The organism is Aquidulcibacter paucihalophilus, from assembly GCF_002105465.1.
In the GTDB taxonomy this organism is placed as follows: Bacteria; Pseudomonadota; Alphaproteobacteria; order Caulobacterales; family Aquidulcibacteraceae; genus Aquidulcibacter; species Aquidulcibacter paucihalophilus.
In genome coordinates, this window is sequence record NZ_NCSQ01000015.1 from 13292 (window position 1) to 29589 (window position 16298).

The 16298-nt window shown below is 56.4% G+C and carries 19 protein-coding genes; 11 read left to right on the forward strand and 8 right to left on the reverse strand.

The window, feature by feature from the left end; all coding sequences use genetic code 11:
* Nucleotides 1-134: 134 nt before the first annotated feature.
* From flgF to flgH, 4 genes are all read left to right on the forward strand, one after another.
* A complete protein-coding gene (gene flgF / locus B7364_RS01105; RefSeq protein WP_085338101.1) occupies nucleotides 135-872 on the forward strand; it encodes a flagellar basal-body rod protein FlgF in 738 nt (245 codons plus the stop codon).
* 21 nt (nucleotides 873-893) lie between these two features.
* Nucleotides 894-1682 (forward strand): flagellar basal-body rod protein FlgG, encoded by a 789-nt coding sequence (gene flgG, locus B7364_RS01110; protein ID WP_085338102.1) that lies wholly within the window; start codon nucleotides 894-896, stop codon nucleotides 1680-1682.
* Nucleotides 1683-1749: 67 nt separating this feature from the next.
* A complete protein-coding gene (flgA, locus tag B7364_RS01115) occupies nucleotides 1750-2553 on the forward strand; it encodes a flagellar basal body P-ring formation chaperone FlgA (protein ID WP_157893404.1) in 804 nt (267 codons plus the stop codon).
* Nucleotides 2553-3296 carry a flagellar basal body L-ring protein FlgH gene (gene flgH, locus B7364_RS01120; RefSeq protein ID WP_085338104.1) on the forward strand — a complete coding sequence of 248 codons (744 nt, stop codon included), beginning with the start codon at nucleotides 2553-2555 and terminating at the stop codon, nucleotides 3294-3296. The genes flgA and flgH overlap by 1 nt, the downstream gene beginning before the upstream one ends.
* Before the next feature lie 21 nt (nucleotides 3297-3317).
* Here the strand turns inward: flgH and dksA are convergent, their stop codons facing one another.
* Together dksA and B7364_RS01130 are read right to left on the reverse strand one after the other, a co-directional pair.
* A complete protein-coding gene (dksA, locus tag B7364_RS01125) occupies nucleotides 3318-3737 on the reverse strand; it encodes an RNA polymerase-binding protein DksA (protein WP_085338105.1) in 420 nt (139 codons plus the stop codon).
* Between the two features lie 195 nt (nucleotides 3738-3932).
* Nucleotides 3933-4352 carry a flagellar assembly protein FliX gene (locus tag B7364_RS01130; protein WP_085338106.1) on the reverse strand — a complete coding sequence of 140 codons (420 nt, stop codon included), beginning with the start codon at nucleotides 4350-4352 and terminating at the stop codon, nucleotides 3933-3935.
* A gap of 202 nt (nucleotides 4353-4554) precedes the next feature.
* On the opposite strand from B7364_RS01130, the gene B7364_RS01135 reads away from it, so the two are divergent.
* From B7364_RS01135 to B7364_RS01145, 3 genes are read left to right on the forward strand one after another with little or no spacing between them, the layout of a single operon-like run.
* Nucleotides 4555-5694 (forward strand): flagellar basal body P-ring protein FlgI, encoded by a 1140-nt coding sequence (locus B7364_RS01135; protein WP_085338117.1) that lies wholly within the window; start codon nucleotides 4555-4557, stop codon nucleotides 5692-5694.
* 13 nt (nucleotides 5695-5707) lie between these two features.
* Entirely contained in the window at nucleotides 5708-6049 is a 342-nt protein-coding gene (locus B7364_RS01140) for a rod-binding protein (RefSeq protein ID WP_085338107.1), read from the forward strand.
* A 2-nt stretch (nucleotides 6050-6051) separates the two neighbouring features.
* Nucleotides 6052-6489, forward strand: a complete 438-nt coding sequence (locus B7364_RS01145; RefSeq protein WP_085338108.1) for a hypothetical protein — start codon at nucleotides 6052-6054, stop codon at nucleotides 6487-6489.
* Nucleotides 6490-6568: 79 nt separating this feature from the next.
* Here the strand turns inward: B7364_RS01145 and B7364_RS01150 are convergent, their stop codons facing one another.
* From B7364_RS01150 to petA, 3 genes are read right to left on the reverse strand one after another with little or no spacing between them, the layout of a single operon-like run.
* Nucleotides 6569-7399: a cytochrome c1 gene (locus B7364_RS01150; RefSeq protein ID WP_106407528.1), complete on the reverse strand. Its 831-nt coding sequence runs from the start codon at nucleotides 7397-7399 to the stop codon at nucleotides 6569-6571.
* An 11-nt stretch (nucleotides 7400-7410) separates the two neighbouring features.
* Entirely contained in the window at nucleotides 7411-8700 is a 1290-nt protein-coding gene (locus B7364_RS01155) for a cytochrome b (RefSeq protein ID WP_085338110.1), read from the reverse strand.
* Nucleotides 8701-8707: 7 nt separating this feature from the next.
* Complete coding sequence (gene petA / locus B7364_RS01160; RefSeq protein WP_269798748.1) at nucleotides 8708-9280, reverse strand: ubiquinol-cytochrome c reductase iron-sulfur subunit; 573 nt, start codon at nucleotides 9278-9280, stop codon at nucleotides 8708-8710.
* 128 nt (nucleotides 9281-9408) lie between these two features.
* Between petA and B7364_RS01165 the strand changes: the two genes are divergently transcribed.
* The 3 genes from B7364_RS01165 (at nucleotide 9409) to B7364_RS01175 (ending at nucleotide 12150) form a co-directional block, all read left to right on the forward strand.
* Nucleotides 9409-9873, forward strand: coding sequence for a tRNA (cytidine(34)-2'-O)-methyltransferase (locus tag B7364_RS01165; protein ID WP_085338119.1), 465 nt, complete (start codon nucleotides 9409-9411; stop codon nucleotides 9871-9873).
* A gap of 61 nt (nucleotides 9874-9934) precedes the next feature.
* A complete protein-coding gene (gene hemF / locus B7364_RS01170; protein ID WP_085338111.1) occupies nucleotides 9935-10804 on the forward strand; it encodes an oxygen-dependent coproporphyrinogen oxidase in 870 nt (289 codons plus the stop codon).
* Between the two features lie 83 nt (nucleotides 10805-10887).
* A complete protein-coding gene (locus tag B7364_RS01175) occupies nucleotides 10888-12150 on the forward strand; it encodes a hypothetical protein (RefSeq protein ID WP_085338112.1) in 1263 nt (420 codons plus the stop codon).
* Between the two features lie 11 nt (nucleotides 12151-12161).
* Here B7364_RS01175 and B7364_RS01180 read toward each other — a convergent pair whose 3' ends face one another.
* The 3 genes from B7364_RS01180 to B7364_RS01190 form a co-directional block, all read right to left on the reverse strand.
* Complete coding sequence (locus tag B7364_RS01180; protein WP_085338113.1) at nucleotides 12162-13526, reverse strand: glutamate--cysteine ligase; 1365 nt, start codon at nucleotides 13524-13526, stop codon at nucleotides 12162-12164.
* Between the two features lie 93 nt (nucleotides 13527-13619).
* Entirely contained in the window at nucleotides 13620-14261 is a 642-nt protein-coding gene (locus B7364_RS01185; RefSeq protein ID WP_085338114.1) for an alternative oxidase, read from the reverse strand.
* Between the two features lie 116 nt (nucleotides 14262-14377).
* Nucleotides 14378-15103, reverse strand: a complete 726-nt coding sequence (locus B7364_RS01190) for a 16S rRNA (uracil(1498)-N(3))-methyltransferase (RefSeq protein ID WP_085338115.1) — start codon at nucleotides 15101-15103, stop codon at nucleotides 14378-14380.
* A 133-nt stretch (nucleotides 15104-15236) separates the two neighbouring features.
* Here B7364_RS01190 and ppk2 point away from each other — a divergent pair, with 133 nt between their 5' ends.
* Nucleotides 15237-15995, forward strand: a complete 759-nt coding sequence (ppk2, locus tag B7364_RS01195) for a polyphosphate kinase 2 (protein WP_085338120.1) — start codon at nucleotides 15237-15239, stop codon at nucleotides 15993-15995.
* The last annotated feature ends 303 nt before the right edge of the window (nucleotides 15996-16298 follow it).

Below are 16298 nucleotides of genomic sequence, written 5' to 3' on the forward strand. Positions count from 1 at the left end.
TCCCGCACCATCTATTTTAGAATATTGAATTTTAATGATTAATTCTTGGCCCATCTCTTGCATGATGTGGGGCCTGGCTCAGAGAATTTGGTGCCAAAGCGAATCGTGAGCTCACCTAGAAGGTAGACATAGAGATGGACAATACACTTCTCATCACCGTTTCGGCCCAAAATGCCCTCCGTCGGCAGATGGATGTCGCCGCCAATAATATGGCCAACATGTCGACCGCTGGCTTCAAAGCAGAATCGGTCCTGTTTGAGCCGGTCATTCGCAGGCCTGCTTCGATTGCTGAACGCCCCCGCACCGTTGAATTTGTCCGCGACTATACGATTGCCCGCGACTTCCGGCCTGGGGCCTTGCAGCGCACCGACAACCCTCTCGACTTTGCCTTAGCTGGCGAAGGCTATTTCACCGTGCAAACGCCACAAGGAAATGCCTATACGCGCGACGGTCGCTTCCAAATGGACACACAAGGCCGCATCGTTACAGGCGATGGCCGTCCCGTCCTCGACACCGCCGGTCAGCCGATCACGCTGGACCTAACCCAAGGCGAACCCTTGGTCGCCCAAAACGGCTCTATTTCGCAAAACGGCGTCACGGTCGCTCAATTGGGCATCGCCCGCTTTGACCGCCCGGGTGCCCTCGACAAAGTTGGCGACAATCTCTGGCGCCCGACGGGGGAAGCGGCGCAGGCTGCAGCCGACCCGCAAGTGGTGCAAGGCATGATTGAGGGCTCTAACGTTGTTGCCGTGACCGAGCTTACCCGCATCATGGAAATCAGCCGCGCCTTTGAAAGCGCGACCCGCCTACAAAAACAAACTGAAGACTTGCGTGGCCGAGCGATTGAACGTCTCGCCCGGGTTCAATCCTAATCTGACTAAAGGACCAAGCACATGCGCTCTATGAATATCGCAGCCACAGGCATGTTGGCCCAACAGCTTAATGTTGAAGTCATTTCCAACAATATCGCCAACATGAACACCACAGGCTTTAAGCGCCAACGGGCTGAATTTCAGGATTTGATCTACCAAAACCTCGAACGCCCCGGTGCCACCACCTCAGATTCTGGCACGATTGACCCAACCGGTGTTCAAGTCGGCTATGGGGTGAAAACGGGGTCCGTCTATCGCATTGCCGAACAAGGTAGCCTGACCCGCACCGACAATAAGTATGACATGGCCATTAATGGCCGCGGCTATTTCCAAGTGCTTTTGCCGGATGGGCGGACGGCCTATACACGGGCGGGCAATTTCTCGTCCTCGGCAACCGGCCAGATCGTGACCGGTGATGGTTATGTCGTACAACCGGAAATCCAGATCCCCGACGGTGCGCTCGACTTTTCCATTTCGCCATCAGGGCAGGTTCAAGCCATCATCTCCGGCCAAACCGCACCACAGGACCTTGGCCAGATTACTTTAGCCAGCTTTGTGAACCCGGCAGGTCTGGAAGCCTTGGGCGACAATCTGTTGGTGGAAACCGCAGCCTCTGGGCCTGCCACCATTGGCAACCCAACTGGACCCGGCCTTGGCTCGATCAATCAGAATTATGTGGAAGCCTCCAACGTCAATCCCGTGTTTGAGATTTCAGCTCTCATCATTGCCCAGCGCGCCTATGAGATGAATTCGAAAGTCATCAATGCTTCCGATGAGATGATGCAAGCCACATCTCAAGTCCTCCGGTAAGGCCTAGATGAAGGCGCGCGCCCCTCTCCTTCGCCTTAGCTGGGCTTCTTGCCTGGCTATTGGCTTCATGACCGCACCTGTGGTGCTAGTCAGCCCAAGCTTTGCCCAAAGCGCACAATCTGCGCCCGTCTTGTCGCTCAAAGCCAATCCGCGGTCCGACAAGTCGCAAATCACCTTTGGTGATGTGTTTGATAATGCCGGAGCGTTTGCCAATCAGCCGATTGCGCGCTCGCCCGGCCCCGGTCAAATGGTGGTATTTGGCGCAGGCCCCTTGCAAGCCCGTGCCCGCGCTGCCGGGCTTAACTGGCCAAACCGCGAAGGTGTGCGCCAGGTTGTTGTTAATGGCCCCGGTCGTACCGATCCGCTGACCCCCATCCTACCCACGGCCACGACACCCAGCGTGCCAGAAATCCGCCAACGTACCGGTGCAGCAGCAGCTCTTGCCCGACCTGAAGCTTTAGCCGTTCTTGGGCGTACCATTCAGCGCGGGGAAACAATCCAAGCCGAAGACGTGGTTTGGATCGATACACCTTCCAATGCCCCTCGCGATGCTCTGGCCGATCCTGAGGCCTTGATCGGCAAAACCGCTAAACGCGTCTTACTAGCCAATGCGCCTTTGCGGGCGATGGATGTGATGGATACACCCTCGGTTCGGCGTAACGAACCTGTCACCCTGATTTATGAAGCCGAAGGCCTCAAATTATCGGTACGAGGCAAAGCCTTGGGCGATGCGGCCATTGGGGCCAATGTCAAAGTTTTGAACCCACAATCCAACAAAGTGCTGGAAGCCATCGTCGATGGCCCGGGCACAGCCCGCGTGATGCTAAGCCAGCTTTCGGCCCGGGTGCCTAATCAGAATGGAGTCAATTGATGCAAAAGTTGAGCATGATGATTGTAGCCGCCTTCACCCTGACTGGATGTGCTTCCACCATTGAAGAAGTGCGCAGCGCCGGTAAACCGCCCGAAGTCACCCCGATTGAGAATCCAGCCTATGCCGCAACTGGGCGTCGCCAAGTTGTGATGCCAATGCCTGCCCAGCAAATGAGCCAAGCCTCGTCCAATTCGCTGTGGAAAGCAGGCTCGCGTCAATTCTTTAACGACCCGCGTGCCTCCAATATCGGCGATATCTTGACCGTTTTGATCCAGATCAATGATCAGGCGCAATTAAACAATTCGACCGGCCGTACCCGTAAATCCACGATGGATGGTGGGGTGACCAATTTCTTTGGCCTTGAACAATTGCCCGGCAAGGTCCTCCCAGAAGGGTTTGATCCATCTACTATGGTCGGGGCCAGTTCCAATGGGGCGTTTTCGGGTCAAGGCCAAGTCGCGCGGAATGAGCGGGTCGATATGACGGTTGCGGCCATTGTCACGCAGGTTCTGCCAAATGGTAATTTGGTTGTGGCAGGCCGCCAAGAAGTGCGCATCAATAATGAATTACGCGAGTTGTTGGTGTCTGGAATTGTAAGGCCGCAAGACATTACCTCCGCCAATCAAGTTCGCCATACCCAAATGGCCGAAGCCCGCATCTCGTACGGTGGGCGCGGTCAAATCACGGCCTATCAACAGCCGCCCAAGGGTCAGCAGATACTTGGAGCCATCAGCCCCTTCTAGGTGGGGACTGACGGGTAAAGCTTAGTCGTCGCGGTGAATACGCTCTGACCGCTCGTGGCGCTCTTGGGCTTCCAAGCTCAAGGTCGCGACGGGGCGGGCCATCAATCGTCCGAGCGAGATCGGCTCTCCGGTTTCATCGCAATAGCCGTAAGAACCATCATCAATCCGGCGCAAGGCTGCATCAATCTTGGAGATCAATTTGCGCTGACGATCGCGGGCGCGCAGTTCGATGCTTTTGTCGGTTTCAGCAGAAGCCCGGTCAGCCACATCTGGCAGTGAGGCTGTTTCGCTCTGCAGATGGGACAACGTATCTTTGGAGTCGGCTAGGATGGAGTCTTTCCAATCCTGAAGCTTCTTGCGGAAATACTCACGCTGCCGTTCATTCATGAACTCTTCGTCGTCGGAAGGCACATAGTCGCTAGGAACACCGGTGTTTGGCATAACTATCGTCGTCATGACGTACCCCTGTTTCTGCATGTGATCGATAAAGGCATCGCACGATGTCTTCGCGCTATAGTGAAGCCCGAGACGGCTCGCAAGGCGCTTGAAACATTGGTCTGGGCGCTTAACTGCTAAAACAATTGACAATTGGTCGTGATCGACGGGACAGCCGGGCAAATTGAAGCCCTGACAGGCCTAAAGTGCGCGCTCAAGCTTGGCGAGTTCGACTTCGGCGCGCAATTCAACATCATCGAGAAGCGCGTTGAGGGCCGGGTCATCAACGGCATCACGATGTTCCCTCAAGGTTTGAGACAAGCGCGCCACTTGTTCGCGGCTGACGCCGCCACCCAAAATGGCAATGCGTATCTCGTCCAATTGGTCGAGCAGAAGCGACGAGCGGCGCGTGGCCCTGCGGCGACGTTCCACGATGTCATCCTCACCTTGCAGGGCCAGCAAAGCCCCGACATGGGCAATCGAATTGGCTGACATTGCGCGATTGACTTGCGCAGGCCCACCCTCGACTTGCCCGGGCAAGACAAATCCCGGTGCCGCACCGCCTGTTGCACGGCGGGCCCCAGCGAGTGTGGATGTGGACGTGGGCGCATTCACTTTCATGGGGACGAGTCATGAGCTGCCTCGGTTAAGACCTGATTAATGGGTGATAAAACAGATCTAGCAGACGGCAGAATGGGCCCAGCCCTAGGCAAAGCTTGCCGATGCCGCAGTCAGACCAAACGGAACCCTTTTTCCAAACCCATTGTTTTGTTTGTGATTTATCCAGCCAGTCTGCGGCATGAATTTAGCATGTCCCTTTGCGATGACACAGATATTTACGCCCGTATTCCGTCTTGTTTCTGCCGCCCTTCTTTTGGGGCTGATCAGCCTTGGCTGTGCTTTGCCCGCGCAGGCTTTAGCCCAATCCCGCATCAAGGATTTGGTGCAGATTGAAGGGGTGCGCGATAACCAATTGATCGGTTATGGCATTGTGGTGGGTCTTGCCGGCACGGGCGATGGCCTGCGCAATTCGCCTTTCACCAAGCAAAGCCTTGAAGCCATGCTCGAGCGGATGGGCGTCAATACGCGTGAGCAAAATCTGCAAACTAAGAACGTTGCTGCTGTGATGGTCACGGCCAGCCTGCCACCCTTTGCCACCCAAGGCACGCGCCTCGACATTTCGGTTTCAGCCTTTGGCGACGCCAAGAGCCTTGAAGGCGGCACCTTGCTGGTGACCCCCCTGATGGGTGCGGATGGGCAAGTTTATGCGGTAGCCCAAGGCCAATTGACGGTTGGTGGCTTCACCGCCACCGGCAATTCTGGCACCAGCGTCAGCCGGGGTGTTAGCACCAATGGCCGTATTGCCAATGGGGCGGTCATTGAGCGCGAGCTTCATTTCGACCTTGCAGGCCAGACTGAACTTCGCCTGGCCCTGCGCAACCCTGATTTCACCACCGCCCGCCGCATCGCTAATGCGATCAATGCCAATCTGGGCGTCGCGGCTGCTTCGGTCGACAATCCTTCGACGGTGGTTTTGTCCAAACCAATCGGCTATCCCGGCGATATGGTGAGCCTGATTAGCCGGGTTGAGCGCTTGACTGTGACGCCAGATCTGGTGGCCAAAATTGTGGTGGATGAAGCGTCTGGCATTGTGGTGATGGGCGACAATGTGCGCGTATCGACGGTGGCGGTAGCCCAAGGCAATCTCACGGTTTCGGTGCAAGAGACACCCTTGGTCAGCCAGCCAAACCCCTTAAGCCAAGGCGAGACGACCGTGGTGCCGCGCTCTAGCGTCACGGTTGAAGAAGATAAGGGTGACCTCACCGTTATTCGCGGCGGCGTGCCGCTGCGCGATCTGGTCGAGGGCCTCAATTCGTTGGGCGTCAACCCGCGCGACCTCATACAAATTCTCCAGGCGCTAAAGGCCTCTGGTGCGCTGCAAGCTGACATCGAAGTGATGTAAGGGACCCAAGAAGATGGACTCAATTGCCCCAGTTATGCCCTTCCCGCAGACCCAATCTGCTTCGGTGGAAGTTTTGGGCGCGCGTGCCAAAACGCTGAAATCGGAAGCCGAAATGGACAAGACCGCGCGTGAATTTGAGCGCATGGCCTTGGCCCAAATGCTGTCGCTGATGGAAACGGACACCGATATGTCGGACTCCCTGTTTGGCGGTGGTGCCGCAGAGCGCGCTTTTAGGCCTTTCTTGACCGAGGAATATGCCAAGGGCTTTAGCGATCAAGGCGGCATCGGGATCGCCACAGCCGTGAAGCGTGAAATGTTGAAAATCCAAGAGCGTGCGCAAGCAGCGGGAGTATAATCATGACCCTATTGGCCAACGACCCCAGCGACTTGATGGATCAATTGATTTTATTGACGCGCAGGCTTGCAGATCTCGCCGAGCGCCAAGCAGCTCTGTTTGAAGGCAGCCGGTTTTTGGAAGCCCAAGCCTTGAACGAAGAATCTGCCCGGCTGGCCAATGTCTATGCGCTGGAAAGCCGCCGGATTGCGCAAAACCCGACGATCCTAGAAGGCGTGCCACCCGTACTGAAAGCGTCGCTGACCGTTGAGACAGAGCGCTTTCGAGCGGCGATGCAGGCCCATGAGCGCGCTCTGGGCCGTCAACGTGCTTTGGCTGAAGGCTTGGTCCGCGCCATTGCGGAAGAGGCCGTGGCCGCCCGTCCTGCACCCGTGGCTTACGGACCGGGCGCGCAAGCCTTGCGCGATACCAGTGCGGTTGCGCTAGATCGTCGGGCTTAAGCACCGTAATGGACTCACGCCAAGCAGCAAAAAGGCCGCCCCAAGGGGCGGCCTTCATGTTTGGGACTATGTCTGTTCCTTAGTGCTCAACGTTACGCCACACTTGGCGGTACGAGAACCACAACAGGATGGTGAGGATCAGCAAGAAGCCCATCACCCCGAAGCCTGTGATCTTGCGTTGCGTCTGATGGGGTTCAGACGCCCAGCTCAAGAAGGCCACCACGTCGTGAGCCATTTGGTCCACCGTCGGCTTTACACCCTTATTGGCGTCGGTTTCCGCATAGGTGACTTGGTCGTCCACCATAGGCGGACCCATGGCAATCACGCCGCCGGGCATGTAAGGGTTATAGTGCTTGCCCTCAGGGATCGACTTGCCCTTTGGCGGCTCTTGATCATAGCCGGTCAATAGCGAATAGACATAGTCTCCGCCATTATAACGGGCCTTAATCAAGGCGGACATATCTGGCGGCATGGAGCCACCATTGGCAGCCTTCGCCTGTGCCGCGGTTTCAAACGGCGAGACAAACTTGTCGGATGGCAAGGCAGGACGCTCAACTTCATTGCCGTCTGCGTCAATGACTTTCACCGTATAATTGGCCGCGATGGCCTTTACGACGGGGTTGTCATTCGGATTTGGATATTTCGGGTCATAGAAAGGACCATGCTCATCACCGAGGTTGCGGTAATGCAGCAAGTTCATGGAATGGCAGCCCGAGCAGACTTCCTTATAGATTTGGAAGCCGCGTTGAAGCTGGGCCCGGTCAAAGCGACCAAATGGGCCTTCCCACGAGCCATTGACTTCGCGTGGGTGTTTGGCCTCACCAGCAGCCTGAGCGCTGCTGGTGAAAGCGACCACGGAGACAAGGCCCAAGACCCCGGCGATGAATCGGCGTGCGAAAGTTGGTTTCATTACAAAGTTCCTCATTCCGCCGGTACAGCTGCAGGTGATACGCCTGCCGACTTTTTGTGCGATTGCAGGATGGAGTCTGCAATCGATGCCGGTGGGGTTTGGGGTTTCTCGATCACACCAAGAACTGGCAGGACGACCAAGAAATAGGCGAAGTAGTAGATCGTGCAGATCAAGGAGATCACGGTCCAGGGTGGTTCAGCCGGCATGGCACCGCATACGGCCAGCATCAGGAAGTTTAGCACAAAGGCAAACCACCACATGCGGGCCACTGGACGGTAGCGCATGGACTTGATCTTGGAGGAGTCGAGCCAAGGCAGCGCGAACAAGATCAAAATAGCCCCACCCATCGCGATCACGCCGCCGAACTTGGCATCAATGATCAAGATGTCGAACGTGATGGCGCGCAGGATCGCATAGAAGGGCAAGAGATACCATTCAGGCACGATGTGTGCAGGCGTTACTTGGTTGTTGGCTGGGATATAATTGTCTGGGTGACCCAAGGTGTTGGGGCCAAAGAAGACAAAGCCAGCGAAGATCAACAAGAAGACGCAGATCGCAAACGCATCCTTCACCGTATAATAGGGGTGGAATGGCAAGGTTTCTTTCTTCACATCTTGGACTTCAACACCGGTTGGGTTGTTGTTGCCAGGCACGTGCAGCGCCCAGATGTGCAACACCACCACGCCTGCAATCACGAATGGCAAGAGATAGTGCAGCGAGAAGAAGCGGTTCAGCGTCGCGTTATCCACCGCAAAGCCACCGAGCAACCAGGTCTTGATGGAGTCACCAATGAAAGGCACGGCACCCACGATGTTGGTGATCACAGTCGCGCCCCACAAGGACATTTGGCCCCAAGGCAAAACATAACCCATGAAAGCGGTGATGATCATCAACAAGAAGATGATGACGCCCAAGCCCCACAGAATTTCGCGGGGTGCCTTGTACGAGCCGTAATAAAGGCCACGGAAGATGTGGATATAGACGGCCAAGAAGAACATGCTGGCCCCGTTGGAGTGCATGAAGCGGATCAACCAACCATAGTTGACGTCCCGCATAATGCGCTCAACCGAATTATAGGCCAGATCGATATGGGGCACATAATGCATCGCGAGGATAATGCCCGTGATGATTTGGCTGGCCAAACAGACTGCCAAAATGCCGCCAAACGTGTACCAATAATTCAGGTTCTTCGGCGTCGGAAAATCGATCATCGTGTCATTCATAAACCGCACGATCGGTAGCCGTGTATCCAACCACTTTTCGAGGTCGGACTTTGGCACATAGCTTGAAGGTCCACTCATGTTCGTATCATCCAATCTTTACGACTGTGCCGCCGGTATAGACATATGGCGGAATGGGCAGGTTTTTCGGGGCGGGGCCTTTGCGGATGCGACCGGCAGTATCATAGTGCGAGCCATGGCATGGGCAGAACCAGCCGCCATACTCACCAATATAGCCAGGCTCAGCAATGCCGACAGGGATACAGCCCAAATGCGTGCAGTTGGCTTCCATGATCAAATACTCGGGCTTGCCGGGCTGTTCATTGGATTGCATCGTGCGCTGCTCATCGGTCTGGGGATCCTTCAGATCAGCAGCGTCATCCTTCTTGCCTTGCGCGATTTCCTCAGCAGTCCGGTGACGAACAAAGAGGGGCTTACCGCGCCACATGATTTTGGTTTGCGAACCTTCGGCGACTTTGGACACATCAAATTCAATCGATGCCAAAGCGCGCGTATCGGCTGCTGGATTCATTTGATTGATGAGCGGCCAAGCCAGCATGGCGGCACCGCCCGCTGCTACGGCCCCCGTCGCGACATGGATCATGTCACGCCGTGTTGGTTCTCCGGTCTCGCCGGCTACTTCATGATTGGTGGCTGACACCTTGCTACTCCCGCATTCACACACGTCCAAAAGTCGTTTACCGCTTGAAATAGGGCGATTATGCCTTTTGAACGTGCGACGGAACGCCGCATCTCGCGGCACCCCCTCCAAAGATGAGATTGCATAACGTGCGCCTAGCTCTCTTTCAACCAGATATCGCGCCAAATCTCGGTGCGGCCATTCGTCTTACTGCATGCCTTGGGATTGGGTTAGATGTGATTGAACCCTGCGGTTTTCCTTTATCAGACAAGACCTTAAAGCGTGCTTCCCTCGATTATGGCGACAAGTGTGACTGGCAACGCCACGATAGTTTTGCTGCATTTGCAGCCTCCGCAGAGCGGAGAAATAGCAGGATTGTGTTGATCGAGACGGAAGGCAGCACGCGTTTGACTGATTTCGTCTTTGAACCGAGCGATATTTTGATGCTGGGGCGTGAAACAGAAGGGACACCACCCGATGTCATCGCCGCTTGTCACACCTGTGTGCGCATTCCGATGGCGGCAGGACTGCGGTCGTTGAATGTGGTGACAGCGGGAGCTATCGCCTTAACCGAAGCCATGCGACAAACTGGCCGATGGGCGGCGCTGGATTAGCGTTGTAGGGAGGAAACCCGGGACCACTTTCCCGGGACGAGAATGACAAGACGAGGGCAGTATGAGCGAGCAAGACGACCGTAAAGCACAAGCAAGGGCATGGTTTGAATCCTTGCGCGACCAGATCATGCAAGCCTTTGAAACCCTTGAAGACGAAGCAGACCCCGCTCTCTATCCCGGAAGCCCCGGCCGGTTTGTCCGCACGCCTTGGAACCGCAAGGAAGAAGGTGGCGGAGGCGGTGTGATGGGGATCATGAAGGGCCGCCTGTTTGAAAAAGTCGGCGTCCATGTCTCCACCGTCATGGGTACGTTTCCAGCAGACTATGCCAAGACCATTCCAGGGGCCTCTGAAGATCCCCGTTTTTGGGCTTCCGGCATTAGTTTAATTGCCCATATGACCAATCCGCGCGTGCCGGCAGTTCATATGAACACACGTATGCTCGCGACAACCGAAAGCTGGTTTGGCGGCGGCGCAGATTTGACGCCTTTGATGGCCTATCAACGCACAGATGATTTCCCAGACACCATCACCTTTCACGCCGCAATGAAAAAGGCCTGTGATGCGCATGACCCCAGCTATTATGCGAAGTTCAAGGAGTGGTGCGACACCTATTTCTATTTGCCGCATCGCGAAGAACCCCGCGGGATTGGCGGCATTTTCTATGATCATCACAATAGCGGGTCTTGGGACAAGGACTTTGCCTTCACTCAAGATGTCGGCCGGGCCTTTCTATCGGTCTATCCCGAGATTGTACGCGGTCGTATGAATGAGACCTGGACCGAGGATGAGCGCGAAGCCCAATTGATTCAGCGTGGCCGCTATGTGGAATACAATCTGCTTTATGATCGCGGCACCACCTTCGGCCTCAAGACGGGTGGCAATGTGGAAAGCATTCTTTCCTCCATGCCGCCTGTGGTGAAATGGCCCTGATTGGTTCCATCGAGGCAAGCGACACTGTAGCCGCTTTAAGGGAAGACTTGGCGGGCTTTAGCGTTTCAGGCTAAAGCGCCGCCATGATCCGCCGTTCTTTATCCCTATTCGTGGGCGTTTCCGCTTTTCTGTCCTTGGCACCCGCTTTGGCCAAAGCGGCACCCCCTGCCTCCCCCACGTTGGATCGCCTTTACGAAAAGGTTTCGTGTGAGCGGGCAGGTCAAAGCTTTAGCGGGGCTGATTTGCGCCAACGCTTGATCCTGCAGGCGGGCCTGCCCATGACAGGCGCGCTGTTACAAGCGATTGAAACCCGCAGCCTAGGGCAGTTGGCGGCAAGCAGCAACGAACCTGCTTTGGCCGCGCTTCTCACATCGACCATTTCCATATTGGCAAACCCTGAGGGCGGCGAGGCACGCTTTACCCTCACCGGGCAAACCGCCCCCGATACGCGGGCACGTGCGATTGCCTTCCTCAATGGCGAGACCGACGGCATCAGCTTGACGTGCAAGGCCCCCTCGCCCCCGCTTCCAGCCCCACCAGCCGTCATTGTGCCCGCCAAAGAACCCGCAGCGAAGCGGCGCGGCTTGATCTTGGCTGATAGCAAGAATGACTTCATTAAGCCGCCGCGAGAGCGTGGGTTTGCCACGTTGGGCTTTGAGGAAGATAAGGCTGCCGACACGCGCTTGCTAAACGCGAGCTTGGCCCTTGCCATGGAGCCCATCCTGTTTGCCAAGCCGTCAGAGGCAACTGAATTACGCTGGACCCCCTTTGTACAATATAACCGCCGGGCCGCCCGATCTGGCCGGGAAGAGGTCAATGATCTAACATTGGGCAACAGCTTTATCTTCCGCAATCCAAAGCAGGCAGGTGGGGCGATTGGTTTTGGTTCCCTCGCCTTCCAAACCGATGATGCGGCCAAAGCCGCTGTTTGGGTAGGCGATGCGCTGATCGACTTTCCCCGCGTGCGGCCCTGCACCCGGCGCGACGCATTGGGCTGGGCCATGCGGTGTAATCTGTCCATCGTAGTCGATTATGCGGACGTCCAAGACCCCGGCGACAGCCAGAAGCTGGCCGAACTCGACACTTATTTTCGCGGCGGCATGAATTTAGGCCTCAGTGCGGAGCAAAATTTCGGCTTTGGCGTGATCACCATCTCCAGCAGCTATAATGGCCGTTATGATATTTCCAGTCGCAAGGCCTCTGGCGGGATTTTCTCGGTCGGTGCGGGTCTTAGACCTTCTGCGGGCTCCAATATCTCGCTTGAGACTCGCTATACGCGCGGTACCACGATCAACACCTTGGTGGATGTCGACAAAATAACGCTCAGACTGGGCTATCGTCTCTAGGGTTTGCGGCCCTAGTAAGCGTGGGTCTCATAAACCTTGTGGATATTGCCGCCCCACTCGCCGTGATAGCGCTCCAGCAAGCGTTGCGCTGGCGTCATGCCGCTGGCCGCGATTTCGTCGAGCTCGCTTAAGAAGCCTGTTTCATCATCACCCGATGCATTCAGCTTGGCGCGGGCGCGCAAGCCTTGGCGGGCAATGGCCAAAACGTCCTTGGCAACATCTTGCGCGCTTCGACCACAAATAGGCGCTTTAAGGCCCAAGAACGGCACCGTACGGCGCAGGCTTTCGCGGTCTTCAGCAGTCCAAGGCTTGACCAATTCCAACGCCGCTTCGGTTGCCGCATCATCATAAAGCAGGCCAACAAAGAGCGCGGGTAACGCGCACAGCCGCGACCAAGGCCCCGCATCTGCACCGCGCATTTCAAGGAAGGTTTTCAGCCGCACTTCTGGGAAGCACGTCGTCAAATGATCTTCCCAATCCTTCATGGTCGGCTTTTCACCGGGAAGCTCTGGCAAGCGTCCTGCCATGAAGTCGCGGAATGAACGCCCTGCCAGATTGAGATATTCGCCATTGCGCTTGGCAAAATACATGGGCACATCAAGGGCCCATTCGGCATAGCGGGCAAAGCTCATGCCCGGCTCAAACACAAAAGGCAGCATGCCGGTGCGGTCGGGGTCGGTATCGCTCCACACATGCGCGCGATAGCTCAAAAAGCCATTGGTGCGGCCTTCGGCAAAGGGCGAATTGGCAAACAAGGCAGTCGCAATGGGTTGCAAAGCGAGCGAGGCGCGGAATTTCTTGACCATGTCAGCTTCTGAACCAAAGTCCAGATTGGTCTGTACGGTGCAAGAGCGAAACATCATTTGCCGCCCCAGACGGCCAACCTTGGGCATATAGTCCCGCATGATCTTGTAGCGCCCCTTGGGCATCAGCGGAATGTCTTCCAAACTATGCAAGGGATTAAAGCCAAGCCCCAAAAAGCCAATACCCAGCTTGTCAGTCACGGTGCGCACATCGGCCAAATGGGCACCGACTTCGGTACAGGTCTGGTGCAAATGCTCCAGAGGCGCACCCGATAGTTCAAACTGGCCACCGGGTTCCAGCGTGATCGAGGCCATGCCCTGTTTGAGGCCAATGATCGCCTCGCCTTCATAGATCCCGTCCCAGCCCGATAGGGTTTTCATCCCATCCAGTAGGGCTTGTACGCCTGTGTTGCCCGCATAGGGAACAGGGGCATGCGTGCCTTTGTAAAAGCCGAACTTTTCATGCTCGGTCCCGATTTTCCATTCCGACTTCGGCTTTGGCCCCGCGTCGAAATAGGGCAGCAAATCCTCAAATGTCTCAAGCGGGCGGGAGGGGTCTTGTGTATCGGCCATACGAAAATGTCTCTTGCGACGTGTCTTTCACGCCGATGTGAGTTAGGGCGCGTTTATGACAGGCGCAAGAAGGCCAATTGGATTTTGCCGCCTTTATGCTGTCAAGGCGTGTGCAAACTGATGGTTGACGTCGCGGTGCTTGGCTTCATCTTCGCGCACCGCCAGCACCACATCGCGCAGACGCGCATCGGGGGCCAATTGCCAATACTCAATCGCGATGGCCGGCGCTGGCACATTTTCCAGCCTTCCCGCATCAATTTCAGCCAGATACGACGTATAGCTGATCACGGCTTCTTCTTCGAAATAGCCGACCATCCGATGCGCGGTGCGGGGAAAGAAAAGGTAGAGCACAAAGAAGGCGTTGAAGAACACACCCTGCGCCAACAGGATCAACAAACGCTCCAACCAGTTTGGCTTGGCGATAGCCACGAACGTCATCAGATGCATGCGCTCGTTTTGCGATTCATCCAACAGCGTCTGGATCCAGCCATGGTCATCTTCCATCCGGCGCAGACTACGCATATGAACCAACATGCCAGCCACCATGCCGGGCACGGCGGCGACTGTTTCTAGCACAACCGCCCGGTGCCCATAGCGCTTGGCAAAAAAGCGATCGGCAAAAAAGCGCAACACGCGGGTCAGTCCCAAAGCCACCCGATCTGAGAGGTCTTTTGGGGCTTGATGAAACTCCAATGGGTTCGCCGCTTCATAAGGGTAACCCGACGCCGTGGTCATGCTTGTCTCCTGCTTTTGGCCACCTGTCGCGCATTATTGCCTCAAGGTCCAAACAAGAGATGGTGATGGGTCCGCATACGAAAATGCGACGCAATGTCGCCCCCCCCTTTTCGTCCTTACGCCCAATCGCCCCACGCGCTTTGAATCAGCGTTAGGCCCGCAAAAGTGGCGGTATCAGCGCGCAAAATACGGGGGCCTAAATGAACGGGGCGCACCATAGGGCTTGCCCGAAGCTTGTCGCGCTCGGCGGGGGTAAAGCCACCTTCAGGCCCGGTTAGAAGCGCCACTTGGGCGGGCCTATCGGCTAAAGCTTCCGCGACCGAGATCGCATCGCCTGCTTCATCGGCAAACAGGATACAACGCGCTTCAGCCTTGGGATCAAGTAAGCTCATCAGGCTCACGGCCTCATGCACTTCGGGCACAAACAAGGTGCCGCATTGTTCCGACGCTTCAGCGGCCCGACTGCGCAAGCGCTCCAGATTGAGTTTACGCACAATGGTGCGCTCGGTCAGCACCGGGCGGATGCGCGCCACGCCAAGCTCGGTCGCTTTTTCGACAATCGTATCGGTCCGGTCCCCTTTGATCGGTGCAAATAGGAGGTCGAGGTCACAGACGGCGGTTTGTTGGCGCGTCTGTTCGACGCATACGGCTTCTGCCCCCTTTTTGCCAATCTGGCTGAGGTGGGCGAGCCACTCGCCATCGCGACCATTGAACAACAAGACCGCCGCCCCCACAGGCAAGCGCAGCACATGGGCCAGATAATGCGCTTGTCCGCTATCGAGCCCCACCACCCGATCTTGGCCCAAATCAGCGGCGACATAAAGGCGTTGGCTCGGCTTCATCTTTCACTCATTTGGCTAGACCCCTTGCGCGGGGCGACAGGTGATGCGCACACTTCACGCTTATGCCGGAGGAAGCAAGATGGCCAACGACAAGAAGTCTTCAAAAGCTGCAAGCGACCCGACCAAATCCAAAATGTCCGATGCCGAATTTCTGGAACGGCTGGAGCCTCTGCAAGTTGCCCTCGTCACCACCCAGCAATGGCTGATGGAGACGGGTGCAAAAGTTCTCATCATCTTTGAAGGCCGCGATGCGGCGGGCAAAGACGGCACAATCAAGCGCATGATCGAACATATGAGTGCGCGCGCCACCCGGGTTGTCGCCCTTCCCAAACCTTCGGACCGGGAAAAATCCCAATGGCATTTCCAACGCTATGCTGCCCATTTGCCAGCCGCCGGTGAAGTCGTGATCTTCAACCGCTCGTGGTATAATCGCGGCGGGGTAGAGCCCGTGATGGGCTTTTGTACGCCGGAAGAACATGCCGATTTCTTGCGCGATGTCGTGCCCTTTGAAACCATGTTGCGTGAATCGGGCACCCATCTGATCAAGCTGTGGCTCGATATTAGCCGCGAAGAACAAGCCCAACGGCTGGAGGAACGCCGCACCGACCCTCTCTCCCGCCTCAAAATCAGCCCGCTTGACGCGGTCGCGCAGGAAAAGTGGGATGATTATTCGGCCGCGCGCGATGAAATGCTTAAAGCTACCCATACATCTCGCACCCCTTGGTATTGCGTCCGGGCCAATTCCAAAAAGCACGCCCGCCTCGCCATTATCAGCCACGTCCTGCACCAACTGGCGTGCCCAAAACTGGAAAGCCAGGTGCCTGAACCCTCCAGCGAGCTGTTGTTTAGGTTCACAGTCAAAGCAATCAAGGACGGGCGATTGGCACCCTAAGGGTGGCTTTTTCCTCTGGAAGGCTTTGGCGCAGGCCCAGCCTGCCCTAAAAGGCCAACTTCGATTGTTTGCGGGCCATTGGTCGCGAGACATCACCCGATCAGGCCAGAGGAAGTGGTTTGGTGTCCAGATCGGGCATCAATCCACGTCGAGATAGAGACTTTTTCCACGCCCACGGTGTCCTGCCCGCCGGAACGAAGTGGCGAGCGGGAACAGCCGCAAGATCTCGGCACTTTGGGCCCCAAGATCACAAACTTGGCTCACGCCGTCCGGGATTGTCTGTTTGTGATGTGTCAGTATGGT

Excerpts from the sequence above, each read along its gene's own strand:
- flgH (WP_085338104.1), top strand. The coding sequence starts at position 2,553 with ATGCAAAAGTTGAGCATGATGATTGTAGCCGCCTTCACCCTGACTGGA.
- flgA (WP_157893404.1), top strand. The coding sequence starts at position 1,750 with ATGACCGCACCTGTGGTGCTAGTCAGCCCAAGCTTTGCCCAAAGCGCA.
- B7364_RS01150 (WP_106407528.1), bottom strand. The coding sequence starts at position 7,399 with ATGAAACCAACTTTCGCACGCCGATTCATCGCCGGGGTCTTGGGCCTT.
- ppk2 (WP_085338120.1), top strand. The coding sequence starts at position 15,237 with ATGTCCGATGCCGAATTTCTGGAACGGCTGGAGCCTCTGCAAGTTGCC.
- B7364_RS01140 (WP_085338107.1), top strand. The coding sequence starts at position 5,708 with ATGGACTCAATTGCCCCAGTTATGCCCTTCCCGCAGACCCAATCTGCT.
- B7364_RS01180 (WP_085338113.1), bottom strand. The coding sequence starts at position 13,526 with ATGGCCGATACACAAGACCCCTCCCGCCCGCTTGAGACATTTGAGGAT.
- hemF (WP_085338111.1), top strand. The coding sequence starts at position 9,935 with ATGAGCGAGCAAGACGACCGTAAAGCACAAGCAAGGGCATGGTTTGAA.
- B7364_RS01190 (WP_085338115.1), bottom strand. The coding sequence starts at position 15,103 with ATGAAGCCGAGCCAACGCCTTTATGTCGCCGCTGATTTGGGCCAAGAT.
- B7364_RS01135 (WP_085338117.1), top strand. The coding sequence starts at position 4,555 with ATGACACAGATATTTACGCCCGTATTCCGTCTTGTTTCTGCCGCCCTT.
- flgG (WP_085338102.1), top strand. The coding sequence starts at position 894 with ATGCGCTCTATGAATATCGCAGCCACAGGCATGTTGGCCCAACAGCTT.
- B7364_RS01130 (WP_085338106.1), bottom strand. The coding sequence starts at position 4,352 with ATGAAAGTGAATGCGCCCACGTCCACATCCACACTCGCTGGGGCCCGC.
- flgF (WP_085338101.1), top strand. The coding sequence starts at position 135 with ATGGACAATACACTTCTCATCACCGTTTCGGCCCAAAATGCCCTCCGT.
- B7364_RS01145 (WP_085338108.1), top strand. The coding sequence starts at position 6,052 with ATGACCCTATTGGCCAACGACCCCAGCGACTTGATGGATCAATTGATT.
- dksA (WP_085338105.1), bottom strand. The coding sequence starts at position 3,737 with ATGCCAAACACCGGTGTTCCTAGCGACTATGTGCCTTCCGACGACGAA.
- B7364_RS01155 (WP_085338110.1), bottom strand. The coding sequence starts at position 8,700 with ATGAGTGGACCTTCAAGCTATGTGCCAAAGTCCGACCTCGAAAAGTGG.
- B7364_RS01175 (WP_085338112.1), top strand. The coding sequence starts at position 10,888 with ATGATCCGCCGTTCTTTATCCCTATTCGTGGGCGTTTCCGCTTTTCTG.
- B7364_RS01185 (WP_085338114.1), bottom strand. The coding sequence starts at position 14,261 with ATGACCACGGCGTCGGGTTACCCTTATGAAGCGGCGAACCCATTGGAG.